The sequence below is a fragment of the Psychrobacter sp. CX90 genome (genome assembly GCF_057396305.2).
Genome location: NZ_CM182008.1, coordinates 396,703 through 413,166 on the forward strand (window position 1 = coordinate 396,703; position 16,464 = coordinate 413,166).

13 protein-coding genes are annotated in these 16,464 nt (G+C 40.1%); 8 read left to right on the forward strand and 5 right to left on the reverse strand.

Going from position 1 to position 16,464, the window contains the following annotated elements:
• Positions 1–176 precede the first annotated feature (176 nt).
• From AC2SLN_RS01585 to AC2SLN_RS01600, 4 genes are all read right to left on the reverse strand, one after another.
• Entirely contained in the window at positions 177–728 is a 552-nt protein-coding gene (locus AC2SLN_RS01585) for a hypothetical protein (RefSeq protein WP_486548838.1), read from the reverse strand.
• A 151-nt stretch (positions 729–879) separates the two neighbouring features.
• Complete coding sequence (ychF, locus tag AC2SLN_RS01590; RefSeq protein ID WP_486548837.1) at positions 880–1,971, reverse strand: redox-regulated ATPase YchF; 1,092 nt, start codon at positions 1,969–1,971, stop codon at positions 880–882.
• A 451-nt stretch (positions 1,972–2,422) separates the two neighbouring features.
• Positions 2,423–3,376, reverse strand: a complete 954-nt coding sequence (locus AC2SLN_RS01595) for a phosphodiester glycosidase family protein (RefSeq protein ID WP_486548836.1) — start codon at positions 3,374–3,376, stop codon at positions 2,423–2,425.
• A 31-nt stretch (positions 3,377–3,407) separates the two neighbouring features.
• Positions 3,408–5,138, reverse strand: a complete 1,731-nt coding sequence (locus AC2SLN_RS01600; protein WP_486548835.1) for an FMN-binding glutamate synthase family protein — start codon at positions 5,136–5,138, stop codon at positions 3,408–3,410.
• 522 nt (positions 5,139–5,660) lie between these two features.
• Here AC2SLN_RS01600 and ndk point away from each other — a divergent pair.
• The 8 genes from ndk to bamB all read left to right on the forward strand — a co-directional run bounded on the left by ndk (position 5,661) and on the right by bamB (position 15,253).
• Complete coding sequence (gene ndk / locus AC2SLN_RS01605; protein ID WP_486548834.1) at positions 5,661–6,092, forward strand: nucleoside-diphosphate kinase; 432 nt, start codon at positions 5,661–5,663, stop codon at positions 6,090–6,092.
• Positions 6,093–6,637: 545 nt separating this feature from the next.
• Positions 6,638–7,852 (forward strand): dual-specificity RNA methyltransferase RlmN, encoded by a 1,215-nt coding sequence (gene rlmN, locus AC2SLN_RS01610; RefSeq protein ID WP_486548938.1) that lies wholly within the window; start codon positions 6,638–6,640, stop codon positions 7,850–7,852.
• A 330-nt stretch (positions 7,853–8,182) separates the two neighbouring features.
• On the forward strand, positions 8,183–9,109 hold the full coding sequence (locus AC2SLN_RS01615) for a tetratricopeptide repeat protein (protein WP_486548833.1): 927 nt from the start codon (positions 8,183–8,185) through the stop codon (positions 9,107–9,109).
• Positions 9,100–10,026 carry a RodZ domain-containing protein gene (locus AC2SLN_RS01620; protein WP_486548832.1) on the forward strand — a complete coding sequence of 309 codons (927 nt, stop codon included), beginning with the start codon at positions 9,100–9,102 and terminating at the stop codon, positions 10,024–10,026. The genes AC2SLN_RS01615 and AC2SLN_RS01620 overlap by 10 nt, the downstream gene beginning before the upstream one ends.
• Positions 10,027–10,290: 264 nt before the next feature.
• Positions 10,291–11,421: a flavodoxin-dependent (E)-4-hydroxy-3-methylbut-2-enyl-diphosphate synthase gene (ispG, locus tag AC2SLN_RS01625; protein WP_486548831.1), complete on the forward strand. Its 1,131-nt coding sequence runs from the start codon at positions 10,291–10,293 to the stop codon at positions 11,419–11,421.
• Between the two features lie 260 nt (positions 11,422–11,681).
• Entirely contained in the window at positions 11,682–12,992 is a 1,311-nt protein-coding gene (gene hisS, locus AC2SLN_RS01630; RefSeq protein WP_486548830.1) for a histidine--tRNA ligase, read from the forward strand.
• A 93-nt stretch (positions 12,993–13,085) separates the two neighbouring features.
• Positions 13,086–13,883 carry a YfgM family protein gene (locus tag AC2SLN_RS01635; RefSeq protein WP_486548829.1) on the forward strand — a complete coding sequence of 266 codons (798 nt, stop codon included), beginning with the start codon at positions 13,086–13,088 and terminating at the stop codon, positions 13,881–13,883.
• Positions 13,884–14,056: 173 nt separating this feature from the next.
• On the forward strand, positions 14,057–15,253 hold the full coding sequence (gene bamB, locus AC2SLN_RS01640; protein WP_486548828.1) for an outer membrane protein assembly factor BamB: 1,197 nt from the start codon (positions 14,057–14,059) through the stop codon (positions 15,251–15,253).
• Positions 15,254–15,418: 165 nt separating this feature from the next.
• On the opposite strand, the gene AC2SLN_RS01645 is transcribed toward bamB, so the two are convergent.
• Positions 15,419–16,441, reverse strand: a complete 1,023-nt coding sequence (locus AC2SLN_RS01645) for a DUF1853 family protein (protein WP_486548827.1) — start codon at positions 16,439–16,441, stop codon at positions 15,419–15,421.
• Positions 16,442–16,464 lie beyond the last annotated feature (23 nt).

Below are 16,464 nucleotides of genomic sequence, written 5' to 3' on the forward strand. Positions count from 1 at the left end.
TTTCTATTATCTTTATAGTATTTATGTTGATTAGCATAACAGAAAACTGGCAACCAGCCTATTAACACATTTTGTTAACGCAGGGGTTAACTCAATAGGAATATGAGTTCTTTAACAACGCCTATCTGACAGATAGGCATCATAAATGAACTAATGACAAACTATAAGACATAAGATTAAGATGCCTTATGACACTTGTGTAAGATTTCTTTGCTGTCTAAGGTAATGTTTCCAGTAGCTTGGGCAACAGGAACTGCTGATAAAAGAGCAGTGTCATTATCTATCTGCCAAACTAAACCATGACCATCATCAAGACCAATTTCGCTGACAAAAGTATTTTGTGTTGAATCGGTATCTATTGCGGATAAGTCATATTCAATACCCTCTATTAAAAGGTGTGCTGTTTTTGGCGTACTGTCGTCATGATAAAACGCAGAGATCTCCAATTCAGGCTCGCACTTAAACTTAATGCGATTATCATCATGATGATGACCTGCATGATCATGGCTGTCATCAAGGTGCTCTTCACCTTCATGATGATCGTGCTCATCATGCATATGCTCTTCATCTTCATGATGTTCGTGCTCATGATGCTCACTAAGTTCATGACCCTCCTGCTCATTACTCTCAGTAGGTGTTGTGGGTTGGCATCCTATTAAAGCCATCGTCAGTGCTGTACCTAATAAAGCAGTGCGCATTGAACAGACTATTTGTGTGGATTTAATCATACGGTAATTCCAAGTTAAAAGAGTATATTAAAGGTATGTTATAATATAACAAGTCAATCATAAAATAAAGCCCATGTTATTTAGCTTCTTATTGCTCAACATGGGCTTTATAAAAAATGGCTTTGTAAAATGTTAGAAATGTACGTCACAGCTATACGTTAAATCTAAAGTGCATCACATCGCCGTCTTGCACGATATATGTTTTACCTTCTAGGCGAGATTTACCCGCTGCCGCAGCTCCCTTTTCGCCGTTATATTCTATAAAATCTTCATAAGCGATAACTTCCGCGCGAATAAAGCCACGTTCGAAGTCCGTATGAATGACCCCAGCAGCTTCTGGTGCAGTAGCCCCCACCTTGACTGTCCACGCGCGCACCTCTTTTACCCCAGCGGTAAAGTAAGTTTGCATGTCGAGTAACTTATAACCAAGTCTGATCACTTGATCTAAACCGGCTTCTTCCATCCCCATATCATCTAAGAAGTCTTTTTTGTCGTCGTCGTCGAGCTGGGCAATCTCTGCTTCAATTTGATTGCAAAGAGGCAAAACTATGGCATCATCAGCTTTAGCATAGTCGCGAACAGCATCAAGATATGGATTGTTTTCAAAGCCATCTTCGCTAACATTGGCAATATACATGGTCGGTTTTAAGGTAATTAAACCATAGCTTTTGATAAGCTTTTTTTCATCTTCATCAAGGTTTGCTGCACGAGCTGCTTTACCTTCTGCTAAAAGAGGCTCGATTTTATTAAAAACATCTAAAGCAGCCTTAGCGTCTTTATCATTACCTTTGGCTTTTTTGGATAAGTTAACGATGGCGCGCTCAACCGCTTCTAAATCCGCTAATGCAAGCTCAGTATTAATGGTTTCAATATCATCAATTGGGCTAACTCGACCGTCAACGTGTACAACGTTGTCATCATCAAAGCAGCGAACCACATGAGCAATGGCATCTGTTTCCCGAATATTAGCTAAAAATTGGTTACCCATACCTTCGCCTTGCGATGCGCCTGCCACTAAACCGGCAATATCTACAAACTCCATAGTCGTTGGCATTACCCTTTCAGGTTGAACGATCTCAGCCAATTTATTTAGACGAGGGTCGGGGACTGGCACGATACCCACGTTTGGATCTTTTGTACAAAACGGAAAGTTTTCGGCAGCAATCCCCGCTTTAGTGAGTGCATTAAATAGGGTTGATTTCCCTACATTAGGTAGGCCGACGATGCCGCAATTAAAGCCCATGTTGTCTCTCTCTTAAATAATATGTTGATATAAATTAAAGCTTAAAAGGTCATATTTCGGTTTTAGCAAAACAATATGGCCTAAAAATATGTCGTATTGTAGCAAAATTAACTTGAGGCGTGTCTTCAATTAGGGGGTGTGAATAGAGGGTGTGAAAATAATCGTGATGTATGTCTATATCATTCGTCTCTATTTTAAAATTTTAAAGGTAAAACAGATCTTTTTAATATTGACACAGACTTTAAGTTTAGACAAAGTTTTAGGGGCGAATTACAGTTTTTCTTTTTGGTAAAAGTCAGCTACCAACGGCTATTCCTAAATGAGAAACAGCCCAAGCTAGAGCGGTCATTGAATGCAAGTTTAAATCTTGAAGTTCGGTCAGTTGGCTATTTTATATAAGTTAAGTTTATACGTTAAATTAGATTTAACTTCGATTTAAATTGGATGCGAGCTAATTTGCATCAGTTTTACTTTCTAATAGATTATCTTCTACTACCTTGTTTTCTATGAGACCAATCATGACTCCCATGTTTTTATCGTCCTTTTTGTTAATATCAGGGGCATATAACGCAGAGGCAACGCCGCCATCTAAAAACAAGGCATTGGGGCAGTTTAATTGTTCCTTAAAGTAATGTGCAAACTGGTAAAAGTTAACCAGCTCACTGCTGGTCACAAAGCTCACGTTACCGTCATCACAAACCCCAACACCGTTACGTATTTTTTTTGAGGCGCTATTAGGGTTGAACTTTGGATGAATCATGCCATCTATTACCAACATAGGTCCAGATTGAGTGGCATACAAGGGGCGAGCTACTTTATTATCAAGCATGGTATGCAGTGTATTGCTTTCAGTAATATATACTTTGCCAGTTTTATCCCACCACAGTACGCCATTTGGCATCATATGAAAGTTACCCGCACCTTGATTTAAGTTTAACGATAATATTTGTTGACCATTAATCACTGTGTAGCCAATTGGGGCAAACTCGCGGTTATACATGCCCGCATTAGTGGCAAATTTAAGCTGAGTATCTGACTCTAAATCCTCTATCAGTTGATCAAAGGTATAAAGTGGCTTCAGTGTTTTATCAATATCAAAGGGTGCTCCATCCATTTTCCACTTGCCAGATTTCCAAAATAGTTTTAGCGACAAAGGGCTTTTTGATTTACTTAAATTACTTTGTGATATTGTGCATAGCGAATGTTCAAATGGCACAGACTTAGATTGACAATACTGCTCTACGCTTTTTGACTCATCATCTTTAATCGCTATTTTGACAAGTCTGTTAACTTTTGTATCATTACAGCCTGTTAGGATTAATGTAGCGTTAAACAGTAGTGTCGCACTTAACAAACAGAAGCGACCCCTTTTGGCTAGAGGGTTTCGCTTAGTTTTTCTGGCCATTAGTTGTTTCGTTTTGACACTGAATTCGATACTATGCATAATTTTTCAGGCCATCGTCAGGATCTTTGTTTTGGTCACGGGAGTCTTCATTATAAGCCACATAGGCTTCGTTGTCGGCATTAAAACTATTAGGATCGGCCATTACCCACATTTGATTATAAATATTGGCGCGTGCACTGGTGTTTAGTAGGGCCCCTTCATCCATAAAGTAGAAGAATTTCGAGAGCAGTTTAATGGTGCCATCATTCATGCGTCTTGCCACATGATAGGCATGCAAATCGTCTGGATGTGATAGTCCCACTGCGCCCACAATATTGGCCAAAGATTTAAGTGTATTGTGATGAAAATTGGCAACACGCAATGATTTGTCAGGCACATCTAATGCTATTTGCCGATAAGGATCTTGAGTAGCGACGCCAGTTGGACAGGTATTGGTATGACATGATCGTGACTGAATACAGCCAACAGCAAACATAAATCCTCTCGCTGAGTTACACCAGTCCGCGCCAAGTGACAACATCTTGGCAATATCGAATCCTGATACAATTTTGCCGCTGACTCCTACCTTAATTTTATTGCGAATGCCAGCACCTACAAGCGTATTATGAACAAATAAAAATCCGTCGATAAGTGGCATTCCGACACTGTCCATAAACTCAACAGGTGCGGCACCTGTGCCCCCTTCTGCACCGTCCACCACAATAAAATCTGGATAATTATCTTCTTCAATCATGGCTTTAACAATAGCCATAAACTGCCAAGGTTGTCCGATACATAGTTTAAATCCGACAGGCTTGCCACCTGACAGCTCCCGAAGCTGTTGCCAAAAATGAACCAGCTCACGTGGAGTGTTAAAAGCGGAGTGGTTAGCCGGCGATATGCAATCTTCTGCCATAGGAATACGCCGAGTTTCAGCTATTTCTTCGGTTATTTTCTCTTTAGGAAGCACGCCGCCCTTGCCTGGTTTTGCTCCCTGAGATAGTTTGATTTCGATCATCTTGACTTGGGGTTCAAGCGCATGTGTCTGAAATAACTTAGGATCAAATTTTCCAGTATTATCGCGGCACCCAAAATAGCCAGTGCCAATCTCCCAAATTAAATCGCCACCAAATTTGCGATGATAAGGGCTAATAGCGCCTTCTCCAGTATCGTGAGTAAAGCCACCAAGCTTTGCGCCGTGATTTAGCGCCATTATTGCATTAGCTGACAAGCTCCCAAAGCTCATGGCTGAGATATTAAAGACAGACATCGAATAAGGCTGCTTGCATCGCTCCCCGCCAACAGTAATACGAAAGTCGGTATTTTCAAGTTTATGGCTGGTTTGTGATTGTAAAAACCACTCTTTATCGGCAGCATATAAATCATCCAAGGTACCAAAGGCATTGGTATCACTGATATCTTTTGCACGTTGATAAACTAACGCGCGCTGCTGCCGAGAAAATGGAACCTGCTCTTTATCGTCTTCAATAAAATACTGACGGATCTCTGGGCGGTAATCTTCTAAAAAGTAGCGAATATGTCCTGCTATGGGGTAGTTAGACAGGACGGCATGTGTGGATTGAGCGATATCATGAATACCAACGGCCACTAAAAAACCACAGAAAATCGCAAGCCACCATTCAGCAAAGATAACACCCACCACTAAGCCAATAACAACTGCAAAAAATAACCCGTAGCGTTTAAAAAAGCTAATTTGATAGGTACGTTCGCTATTATTCATGCTGTCTTGTTTTGGGTTTAAATCGGTACGTGATTTAGGCATGATTTATCCTTAACTCTCTCAAATCAAAAGGTAGTGGTGACTATTTATTTTAATAAAATATATTTCAAAAAATGTGTGCCATTAAAGATGCAGGTCATTCAAATAAGACGGTAGCAGTAAGGCGCTTATTAAAAATCTTTCAAAAAAACGGAATTAAAAAGACAATGAAATGTGTCTAAAATGCATACTTTACCATCATGATTTAAAAACTTTAGTATGATAATGTTTCGGATTAGACTATGTAAGCAATTTTTTCCTATCATTTATAGGCGATGAACCGTTATAATAAGCCTCAGTTTGAAGACACCGTTTAAAACCTATCTTAAGTAACCGTTTTGAGGCATAAGGTAGAGCAGCTGTTTGTGATGGATGTTATTACTTTCGTTACTATTTTATTTAGCAACGGCTGATAATCTGGCACTTAACTTTTAATCTAGCACTTAACTCAATGATAGGTAATAAGTTCCTCTCAACTATTTAAACAATAATAATCTTGATTCATTTATCTTATAGGAGCATAGCATGGCTATCGAACGTACTCTTTCAATTATCAAACCTGATGCAGTGGGCAACAACAAAATTGGCGCTATTTACAGCCGTTTTGAAGAAGCGGGTCTAAAAGTCGTAGGCGCTAAAATGCTACACCTTGATGATGAAAAAGCAGGCGGTTTTTATGCGGAGCATAAAGAGCGTCCATTTTACAATGATCTAGTGTCTTTTATGACTTCAGGTCCTGTTGTTGTGTCTGTTCTTGAAGGCGAAAATGCCATTGCTAAGCATCGTGAAATCATGGGGGCAACTAACCCAGCCGAAGCTGCCGACGGTACTATTCGTAAAGACTTTGCTTCAAGTATCGATGAAAATGCAGTACATGGCTCGGACTCTGCAGACTCTGCAAAGCGTGAAATTGCATACTTTTTTAATGATGACGAAGTTTTAAACCGTACTCGTTAATCTTATAGCTTGCAAAATGACATATCTTTGTATTATTTGTAAAGTGCAGTTTGCATAAATTAAATGAACCGCATCAAACTTGCGTAGTTTACTACTAATTAAGTTTACTACTAATTAATAGGTATTGGGGGCGCACTTGTTTTTTGTTGCTCCTTTCGTTTCTATACTCAGTATTTTGGGCAAGATATTTTGATAGGGTATAAGGTTGTTTTTAGAACGGCTAAGCAGTTGCTTAGCCGTTTTTATATGTTTACTGTTAATCCAGTCAGCTTGTTCTATAACAGTCAGCTTGTTTTATAAGTAGGTATCTTAGTTTGTATACAAGGGTTTGTTGCCATTTATATGATGAAGAGACAGCCTATAATTTCTTGTATGGCGTATAAATATAAAGAAATTATGAAATTATAAAGAAACATAGTCTTGTATAAAGCTAACTATGCTAACTATAAAGAAACATAGTATGGTTATATGCGATATAATATGTTCTTAACATTTAGTCTTTCAGTAAACGGGTTAGATAATTTATCATGACCAAAGTAACAAAAATAAGCACAGTATCTCTTCCGGATAGAATGAATGATGACGGCAGTGAGGCTGTAAATGTCATTAATCCACAAGACAGCAGAGTCAATCTACTGGGTATGGGTCAGGCAGAGCTGAGCGAATATTTTAATACGCTTGGCGAAAAGCCATTTCGTGCTACCCAAGTAATGAAGTGGATTTATCAGCATGGTATTACTGACTTTGATCAGATGACCAATCTATCAAAAGGGCTAAGAGAAAAGTTAAATCAGAGTGCCAAGGTAACGCCTCCTGAAGTCGTGCATAAACAATACAGTGAAGATGGTACTCGTAAATGGGTATTCAAGGTAGCAGGTGGGTCATTAGTTGAAACTGTACTAATCCCAGCAGATGACAGCAAAGTAAATGGCCGGAAAACATTGTGTGTATCATCTCAAGTTGGCTGTGCGCTAGACTGTCGTTTTTGTAGTACTGGCAAGCAAGGTTTTGAGCGTGATCTGACTGCGGCTGAAATAATTGGTCAACTTTGGGTGGCTAATGCATCGTATATGGAAGGGGTAAATAGTACTGAGTGGCAAAACTCTGTGACGAACGTCGTCATGATGGGTATGGGCGAGCCCTTGCTAAATTATCAGCCTGTTGTTAGTTCAATGAGTTTAATGCTATCAGATCATGCGTACGGTTTATCCAAACGCCGAGTAACCCTCTCTACTTCTGGTGTGGTACCAAAGATGTACGATCTTTATAAAGACATCGACGTTGCATTGGCGATCTCTTTGCATGCTCCCAATGATGAATTGCGCAATGAACTTGTGCCGATTAATAAAAAATACCCATTGAGTGAGTTGATTGCTGCTGCCAAGGCCTATGTTCATGATAATAACCCACGCCATAAAAAGCATGTAACCATTGAGTATGTCATGCTAGATGGCATTAATGACACTGATGAACATGCCTTACAACTTGTGGATTTGTTACACGAGCTACCTAGCAAAATTAATCTTATACCTTTTAACCCGTTTCCGCATGCACCATATGAGCGCTCCAGCAACAACCGTATCCACGCATTTAGTAATATTTTAAACAATGCAGGGTTTGTATGTACTATTCGACAAACGCGTGGCGATGATATTGATGCCGCCTGTGGTCAATTGGTTGGGCAAGTTGCTGATAGAACCCGTCGTTCACAAAAATGGCAGGAGAGCATTGAAGCTCGCAAGCTGACACTCAATGAGTAATTATCATTAAATATGCATGACTAAATTAGGTAATCAATGCACTATATACTCTCTGTTTATTTGATAATAATGGCTAAGCTCAAAACATTGGTACTATTTTAGTTATAATCTTTAGTAAACTAGGGTTGCAACACTAAGTGTGCTTAGATTAAGATGATTTGATTTGTAGCTATAGTGGAAGATAGCAGTTTCAATATAGTAAGTTTAATATAACAACAGAGTATGTCCTTAAAATATAGAACAAAAGTATGTGTAAGCATTCTTAAGCATAGCAGGTCTAAAGGATTATTATTTTAGAGTTGGTATAATAAAAAAGGTGTTAAAAAGATAATGATGGGTTCTACTGACAATAAGAGTAGTAGTAAGCTAGGCCTAGCTCTCTCCAATCAGGATGCGGCTAGAGTCAACCACATGATCATGGTCGTATTGTCGTCACTGAGCGTGGGCTTAACAGCGTGTCAGTCAGCCCCTAGTGTTGACGCAAAAAGCTTAAGCAACATAAATTATTCTGTGGGTAATGGGCAAAATTCAGGTTTTAAGGCAACCGATCCTGATAAAATTGCTGAAGTTCGTACCCGCATGGCCGCCCAGTATATTCGTGATAATGAATTAGATGCAGCGCAGAGACAGTTAGAAAAAGCATTTTCAGCCAATAATCGATATGCACCCGCTTATGATATGATGGGCGTTTTGCTGCAAAAGGAAGGCAGCAGTGTCAATCTTAAAAAGGCGGATTCGTTTTTCAAAAAAGCACTGGCTATTGACCCTGATTTCATGCAAGCACGTAATAATTATGGCGTTTATTTATCGCAAGTTGGTCGAAATGAAGACGCTCTTAAGCAATTTGAACTAGCAGGGGCGGCGCTTGGCTATGAAGGCCGTATTGGCGCACTGGAAAATCTAGGACGTACTGCGCTGAAGGTAGATAATAAAACTTTGGCTACCCAAGCTTTTGTGCGGGCACTTGAAGGTAATCGTAACAGTTTGGTCGCTCATATTGAACTGGTAGATCTATTGATTGATAGTAACCGTATTGAGCAAGCACAAGACTTGTACGATGAAACACTCATCCTGCTTGCAAAGGATGCCAATAAAATACCCCGTATTCTATTGCAAGGCATTAAACTTGCCCATGCACAAAATAATAGATATACCCAAGAAGAACTATCGCAACAGCTTTTGGCTGACTTCCCACTGAGCGAGGAAGCAACTCAGCTAAAAGGCTGGATTCGTAACCCAGAGGCACCATGGAAATAAATAATCGAGCGTCATTAACTCCCAAACATTCCGACACAATCAAATCAGCTACTGACTCTTTTGGACAGCAGCTTAAGCAGGCTCGGGTTAGCAAAGACTTGAGCCTCGATGATGTGGCAGGCGAATTATTTATTTTAAAACGCCACCTTGAAGCCATTGAAAGTGAAAGCTTTTCCGAGCTACCTCAGCTTGCCTTTGCTCGGGGCTTTGTGGTGAACTATGCTAAATTCCTAGATTTAGATCCAGATCAAATTGCGGAGAGTTTTAATCGTGCTTATCCAGATAACCTGAAAAAGAAGAGCGTTAACGATATTGAGTCGCCGCTTAGACCAATGGGTACATTGCAACGAGAGGGCAGGCGCTCTATTCGTTTTAATCCATTATTGGTTATCGGTTTGGTTGCATTAATTGCTTTGGCTGTCTTTTTGATTCGTACGGTAACCAGTGCTGAAGATGCCAATGCGGTCAAAGGTAATAGTGCCGCTTTAGTGGATGATCTATCAGATACTGAACAATCGGCAGGTGCAGCGCTTAGTACAGGAAGTGCAGTTAATTTAGACAGTAGTGGCTCGGCATTGAATCTGAATAATAGCGAAAGCAATGTGGAAAAAAATGCTGAAGCTAATGGCACAAATATCAGCAGCAATACTACCAATGATGATCAAGCAGTCAATGCTGATGAAGCCAATTTAGAATTTTGGATTATGGGTAATACTAACGTTAACGTTACCGATGCCGATGGCAACCGTCTGTTAACGGGTCAACAAACTCGCGGTGCCTATAATTTATCTGGTAAGCCACCTTTTAAAGTTCAGATTGATAATGTTTCTAGAGTGACCCTTAATCTAAATAAACAGCCTATCCAGCTGAATAAGTTTGCTAAAGACAATAAAGCCGATTTTACGTTAGCACCTTGATAATTTAGAGATCAATAACTTTTTACTAACTTATCACTTAGTAATTAAAGAGGGTAACGACATTAATCAGTTCTTGAGTTAATCGGAACTTAAAAGGTTAAGGTCGTCACTTGATAGCTCTTATAATTAATGGCGCTTATTGAAGTTTGTATGTAGCACTTATTATATTTATAGCGCTTATGAAATTAGTATATTTTTATACAACGCAGTCAACAGGGCATAATAAAACCCCCCAACCTAATTTTCAGTCAACTGAGAAGCATTATGTCAACATCCTCTCCTATCAAACGTCGTAAAACCAAAAAAATATATGTTGGTAATGTCGCCGTTGGTGGCGATGCGCCCATATCTGTGCAAAGTATGACCAATACAGACACTTGTGATGTCGATGCCACAGTGGCACAGATTGAGCGATGTGTGGACGCTGGTGCCGATATGATGCGAGTGTCTACCCCGACTATGGAAACGGTAGAAGCTTTTGCAGAAATTCGAAAGCGCAGCAGTGTGCCATTGATTGCGGATGTGCATTTTGATTATAAAATAGCCTTGGCTGTTGCTAAGGCAGGTGCTGATTGTTTGCGTATCAACCCCGGTAATATTGGTAATGACGCAAAGGTTCGGGAAGTGGTAGCCTGTGCCCGTGACCACAATATCCCCATTCGAATTGGTGTTAATGCCGGCTCACTTGAAAAAGATATCCAGCGTAAATATAAAGAGCCAACAGGTGAGGCGATGGTAGAGTCAGCCATGCGCCATATTGATCTTTTGGAACGCTTAAACTTTGATCAATACAAGGTATCGGTTAAAGCCAGCAATGTGTTTTTGACATTAGATGCTTACCGCTTGCTTTCACAAAAAATTGATAATCCATTACATTTAGGGGTAACCGAAGCGGGTATATATCGTACTGGTACGGTTAAATCTGCTATTGCACTTGGTGGTTTATTGCTAGATGGTATTGGTGATACCATTCGTATCTCTTTAGCGGCCGAGCCTGAAGATGAGATCAAAGTGGGTTTCGATATTTTAAAGTCGCTTAATATTCGTGCTAATGGTATTAACTTTATTGCTTGTCCTAGCTGTTCACGTCAAGAGTTTGATGTCATTCGAGTAATGAATGAGCTTGAGGCACGATTAGAGGATGTACGTATTCCAATGGATGTATCGGTTATTGGTTGCAAAGTAAATGGGCCAGGTGAAGCTAAAGAGTCAGACATCGGAGTGGTAGGTGCATCGCCAAACTCATTGGTTTATTTAGAGGGTGAAAAGAGTCATTTAATTGATACGACGACGCTTGTAGAAAATATTGAAAAAATGGTGCGTGAGCGGGTAGCACATGCAGAAGCAAAAGCTGCCAGTGAAATATTAAGAGTAGATGGTAGTTCAGGCTTATAATTCAGTAACGTACTAAGCTGGATAAATTCAAACTAAGCTGGATGGATTCAAAGGTGGACAGACTTTAAGCTGTACATGATTTAAGATAGATAAATACTAAGATTGATAAATTATTACCTTGATAGATCTGGAATTAGTTAATGTTAAACCATCTATTATTATTTAATGACATAGTTTGACTACCTAATAGTGTAAAAATAGACCTATATATCTAAATAAAATACACATAAGATTTTAAAATTAAAAACTGAGTAAGAAGTATGATTAAGTCAATTAAAGGCTTCAACGATATTCTCCACATTGAAACATCAGCTAGCCGCCCTAGCAGTGAGTGGCGACGGTTAGAAACGGTACTGCGTGGTGTTTTAGACCAATACGGCTATGAAGAAATGCGTCTGCCAATAGTTGAAGAAACACAGCTATTTGCACGGGCTATTGGCGATGCGACAGACATCGTAGAAAAAGAGATGTTTAATTTTACGGATAAGTCTGATCCACCCACCCATATTGCATTGCGTCCTGAAGGGACAGCTGGTGCAGTGCGTGCCGTCATCGAACACAACTTATTGCGAGGTGATACACCCAAACTTTGGTATATGGGGCCTATGTTTCGTTATGAGCAGCCACAAAAAGGGCGCTATCGTCAATTTCATCAGCTTGGTGTAGAAGCATTTGGTAGTGAACATGTCGATATAGAAGCCGAATTGATAGCGATGAGCTATTTAATGTGGAAGCGACTGGGCATAGATCATGAGTTGACTCTACAAATAAATAGTTTGGGTGAGTTGGATGAAAGGCGGGCGTATCGCACGGCATTGGTTGAATATCTAAAGGATAGAAAGGATGATTTGGATGACGATAGCAAACGCCGTCTAACCACTAATCCCCTACGTATTCTAGATAGTAAAGATCAAAACACGCAAGCGCTACTCGCAGCTGCACCTCGTTTAGATGACTATTTAGGTAATGAAACCGCCGAACATTTCGAGCAGTTAAAAAGCTATCTTGATGCTTTAGGCATCCAATACGAGATTAACCATAACCTCGTACGTGGATTAGATTATTATAATAAAACGGTATTTGAATGGGTTACTGATAAGCTTGGCTCTCAAGCTACCGTATGTGCTGGCGGCCGTTATGATGGACTGATTGGTCAGTTGAAGTCTATAGGGAAACCGAATGATACATCCAAACCTGTAAAATCAGAGCCTGCCGCAGGTTTTGCCATTGGGCTTGAGCGCCTGTTATTATTAATCCAAGCTGTTGCGCCAATGGCTCCCACTACACCATGTGATATCTTTGTAGTAGTGCACCCTGAAGTATATTCAGAGGGTCTGCAATATGCGCAATCTCTAAGAGAGGCGCGTCCAGAGCTACGTGTAAAAATGGCGAGCGCCACAAGTCTCAAATCACAGATGAAAAAAGCAGATAAGTCTGGTGCTAAACTGACAGTGATTTTAGCGCAAGATGAAGTTGCAAATCATCTTATTAGTGTTAAAACAATGGAAACAGGTGAGCAGGAAAGCCATGCTACCCTATGGCTACATAGCGCTGAAAATTTTGTACTTTAAAAGGCCTAACTCAAGTCTTTTTTAGTGGTTTTAATAATTGTTTCAATATCGTTTAAACAATGATGTAGTTTGTATATTAGGTTAGGTAGAGTTATGGCTAAAAGTCCAAATCCCGTATCGCCACAACGTGATGCAAATGTCGATCAACAGGCTATGCAAAAACTGAAGCAAAGTGCTGGCTACATTATCGGTGCCATTGCTATTGCATTAGCTGGGTACTTTGGATGGGTTTATCTGCAAAGCGCTAATGTAGATCCAGATACCGTTGCTGCAGAAAAATATGCATCTATTGAACAGTCTAATGAATCGATACGATTGGCTCAAGATCCCAGCGTGCCCTTAGATGCTGAAACGATTAAGCAATTAAATAAAGATATTGATGCTTTAGTGGCAGAACACGGCTCAACGGTATATGCATGGCAAGCGCTGATGCTTAAAGCAAGAAATGCAACAGATAGTAATGACATGGATGTGGCAATAGCAGCTTTGAAACAAGCGCTTAGCATTGATCTAGATGATCCAGGGTTACACGCAATTACTCAGCTACGCTATGCTACTGTTTTGCTTGGTAGCGGAAACATTGAGGAAGCAATGAAACAAGCCTCAACGGATGTACCGTTATCATTTGAGGCTAGCCAGCAAGAGTTGCTGGGTGATATTTATATGGCTAAGAATCAAAAGGATGACGCCATTCGTTCTTATAAAAATGCTTGGAGTATGCTAGTAAAGCGCCAAGAGGAACGTCCTACACTTCGTCTAAAGATTGAAAGCTTAGGCATTACACCTGAGTCAATTGAACAACCACCCAGTATAGTTAATCAAGCAGAGTTGCCAAACGTTTCTGACGCTGCTAATGCTAATGTAGATGCTACAGAGTCTGAAATGAATTAGCAGTAATTGTGCTTGCCTAGACAAGATTGTTCATTCCCCCCTTAACTATCTTTTATTTGTACTATTATTTAAGTGAATGAGAGTTAATGATTAGGATATGCCGTAGTATATAACGCTAATTTTTAATTTAACCCATCTGATCCTTATTGTTATTTATTAAAACAGAGCCGCATATGTATAAAGACAAAACTAAAAAATCGCCTAACCATGTTGCCATTCAAGCTTTTAAGATAGCCTGTTTATGTGGTGCCATTGCTTTAGCCAGTGGTTGTGGTAAGACCATAAAACCAGAAGTTAACAAGCCAACCAAGCTGATGCAGCTTGAGCAGTCTTTGAATATTGTGGCGCCTGTTGTATCCACCTCTGTTAATGGAAGCTCTAAACTAGCAGACGTTGATCGATTTGAAGTTGGATTTAATGGTCAACAGATTGTAGCGGCATCTGGTTCGGGTAATATTGATAGCTATAATCTTTCAGGTAATAAGCTATGGAGTGTTAATATTGATGAGGATATCGTTGGTGGCGTAAGTTTTGACGATGCCAGCAATACGGCCATAGTGTCAACAAAATCTGCACGTGTCATTGCCATTAATACCACTGATGGCAAAATTAAATGGCAAGCTAAGCTCGATGGTACAGTACTTGCGCCAGTACTGATTCATAATAATCGTGTCATATTGTCTGGTAATGATGGCAACATGCATGGCTTATCATTACAGAATGGTAATCCGATATGGCAGTTTTCTACCCAAACGCCTAGCATTAGCGTGCGTGGCAGTGCGAAACCAGCTCTACTTGATGCTCGTACAGCTGTCTTAGCAAGTGCGGATGGTCGTTTACATGCGGTGGATATTGAGACAGGTATTCCTAAATGGTCTCGCCGCGTTGGTATTCCATCAGGAGCTAGTGAAATTCAGCGTATGACAGACATTGATGGTACCCCAACCGTCCAAGATGGTCAGTTATTCGCAGTTACTTATAGTGGTCAGTTAATTGGTTTTGATTTAAATAGTGGGCAGGTGTTATTTTTACAAGATACTGCCAGTAAAAATAGCTTGGCCGTGGGTGGCAATGCTGTCATTTCAACTACCCTCGATGGAATGGTTCAATCGCACAATCGTCAGACTGGTCAGTTAATATGGAAAACCGATGCGTTAGCCTATCGCCAGCTGAGCAACCCTGTTTTCATTGGTAATTATATCGCAGTTGGTGACTTGGAAGGTGTTGTGCACTTCCTTTCTCCAGAAGATGGTCGTATTGTTAGCCGCATAAGTACGAAAGGTGCTATCAATCAGTTACAGGCTGAGTCGGGTTATTTATTGACCCAAACTAAGTCTGGACAAGTCAATGTTTGGCGTTTAGTGCGTTAATCTAGCCTATAAAAACTAAGTTCTTGTCAATGATGAGCACATACCCTCGTATTGCAAAAAGATGAACGCCTCAGAATGATTTCTGGGGCTTTTTAAGCTTTGATTTTAAGCTTAATTATTGTACGCAAGACTTTTGTAGAAAATCATAATTGAATGAGGCAAGATTTAATTACCTTCCGCTTTATCAATGACCAACACCACAGGCTCTAAGTCATTCATATATAAGTTGGTATCTAAGTCATCAAAGGTTAAGGGAGCGTGAGGCCAGTTCTTAAAATGTTTGTCTTTATTTTGTGTTGAATGATATAAGGAGTTTGGGGGCAGGCTTATTTGCGGTACTGTAGTCATTGCCCCTTTCGCAGTAAGAAAGTTAGCATTATAAAAGGGTCGCACTGTGAACCATTCAATGTAATGAGCCGGTCTTAAATTTGGCATATTCAGATGTACAAAGTCACTGGGTGTTTTTATAACGTGCCATTGGTGTATGGGGAAGCTGTCCGTTAACCAAGTGGGTTTTACGAATGTTTGATGGGATGAGCTATTTTCTGGTTGAAAAAATCTACCTTTTAAAATGACAAAGCGTTTATCGATTTTAACTGTCTCGTGGAAGTCCATATCAACCCAGATACTACGAAATTGCTTGGTTTGCATATGAGTCATCTTGCGTTCAAGATTGTCTCGAGAGTTGATACCTACCCAATTGACGAAGTCGTAAGGTGGCGACCCTAAGTAAAACTTTATCGTCAGTTCCCAGTGCTCTACCTCGTTAGTATCATGATTGCGTAGGATGAAGTCTAACTCGCCAGTGGTTTGTTTCTCACGGTATAGCTGTATGTTGTGTGCGAGAACCTGATAGGGATGTCTGTTTAATCGATAACCATCTTCTAACCAAAAATGTAGCAAACCCTCAAAATGAAAACCAAGACGATAGGGGCTTGGACGTGACATTAGATATCGGGTTAATACCTTGTATTGCTTTGTATTGTCTAATTCTTGTAAACGGTTTTCATAATTTAGATAGTTTTGCTGCCAAAAGCACTCTTTATGTACCTCTATATTAGGAGAAGGCGTATTTGGATTAGGCGAGATCCAATGGCGTAAGGCATCAGGACATGCGATGGCAAAAGCTAAGTCTCTAACAAACGGGCGTTTGTACTGGAGCCAAGGTTGCTGCGGAGCTGTATTCATATTGGCATAGCTTTGTTAAGGTT

Excerpts from the sequence above, each read along its gene's own strand:
- AC2SLN_RS01585 (WP_486548838.1), bottom strand. The coding sequence starts at position 728 with ATGATTAAATCCACACAAATAGTCTGTTCAATGCGCACTGCTTTATTA.
- ychF (WP_486548837.1), bottom strand. The coding sequence starts at position 1,971 with ATGGGCTTTAATTGCGGCATCGTCGGCCTACCTAATGTAGGGAAATCA.
- AC2SLN_RS01595 (WP_486548836.1), bottom strand. The coding sequence starts at position 3,376 with ATGGCCAGAAAAACTAAGCGAAACCCTCTAGCCAAAAGGGGTCGCTTC.
- AC2SLN_RS01600 (WP_486548835.1), bottom strand. The coding sequence starts at position 5,138 with ATGCCTAAATCACGTACCGATTTAAACCCAAAACAAGACAGCATGAAT.
- ndk (WP_486548834.1), top strand. The coding sequence starts at position 5,661 with ATGGCTATCGAACGTACTCTTTCAATTATCAAACCTGATGCAGTGGGC.
- AC2SLN_RS01615 (WP_486548833.1), top strand. The coding sequence starts at position 8,183 with ATGATGGGTTCTACTGACAATAAGAGTAGTAGTAAGCTAGGCCTAGCT.
- AC2SLN_RS01620 (WP_486548832.1), top strand. The coding sequence starts at position 9,100 with ATGGAAATAAATAATCGAGCGTCATTAACTCCCAAACATTCCGACACA.
- ispG (WP_486548831.1), top strand. The coding sequence starts at position 10,291 with ATGTCAACATCCTCTCCTATCAAACGTCGTAAAACCAAAAAAATATAT.
- hisS (WP_486548830.1), top strand. The coding sequence starts at position 11,682 with ATGATTAAGTCAATTAAAGGCTTCAACGATATTCTCCACATTGAAACA.
- AC2SLN_RS01635 (WP_486548829.1), top strand. The coding sequence starts at position 13,086 with ATGGCTAAAAGTCCAAATCCCGTATCGCCACAACGTGATGCAAATGTC.
- bamB (WP_486548828.1), top strand. The coding sequence starts at position 14,057 with ATGTATAAAGACAAAACTAAAAAATCGCCTAACCATGTTGCCATTCAA.
- AC2SLN_RS01645 (WP_486548827.1), bottom strand. The coding sequence starts at position 16,441 with ATGAATACAGCTCCGCAGCAACCTTGGCTCCAGTACAAACGCCCGTTT.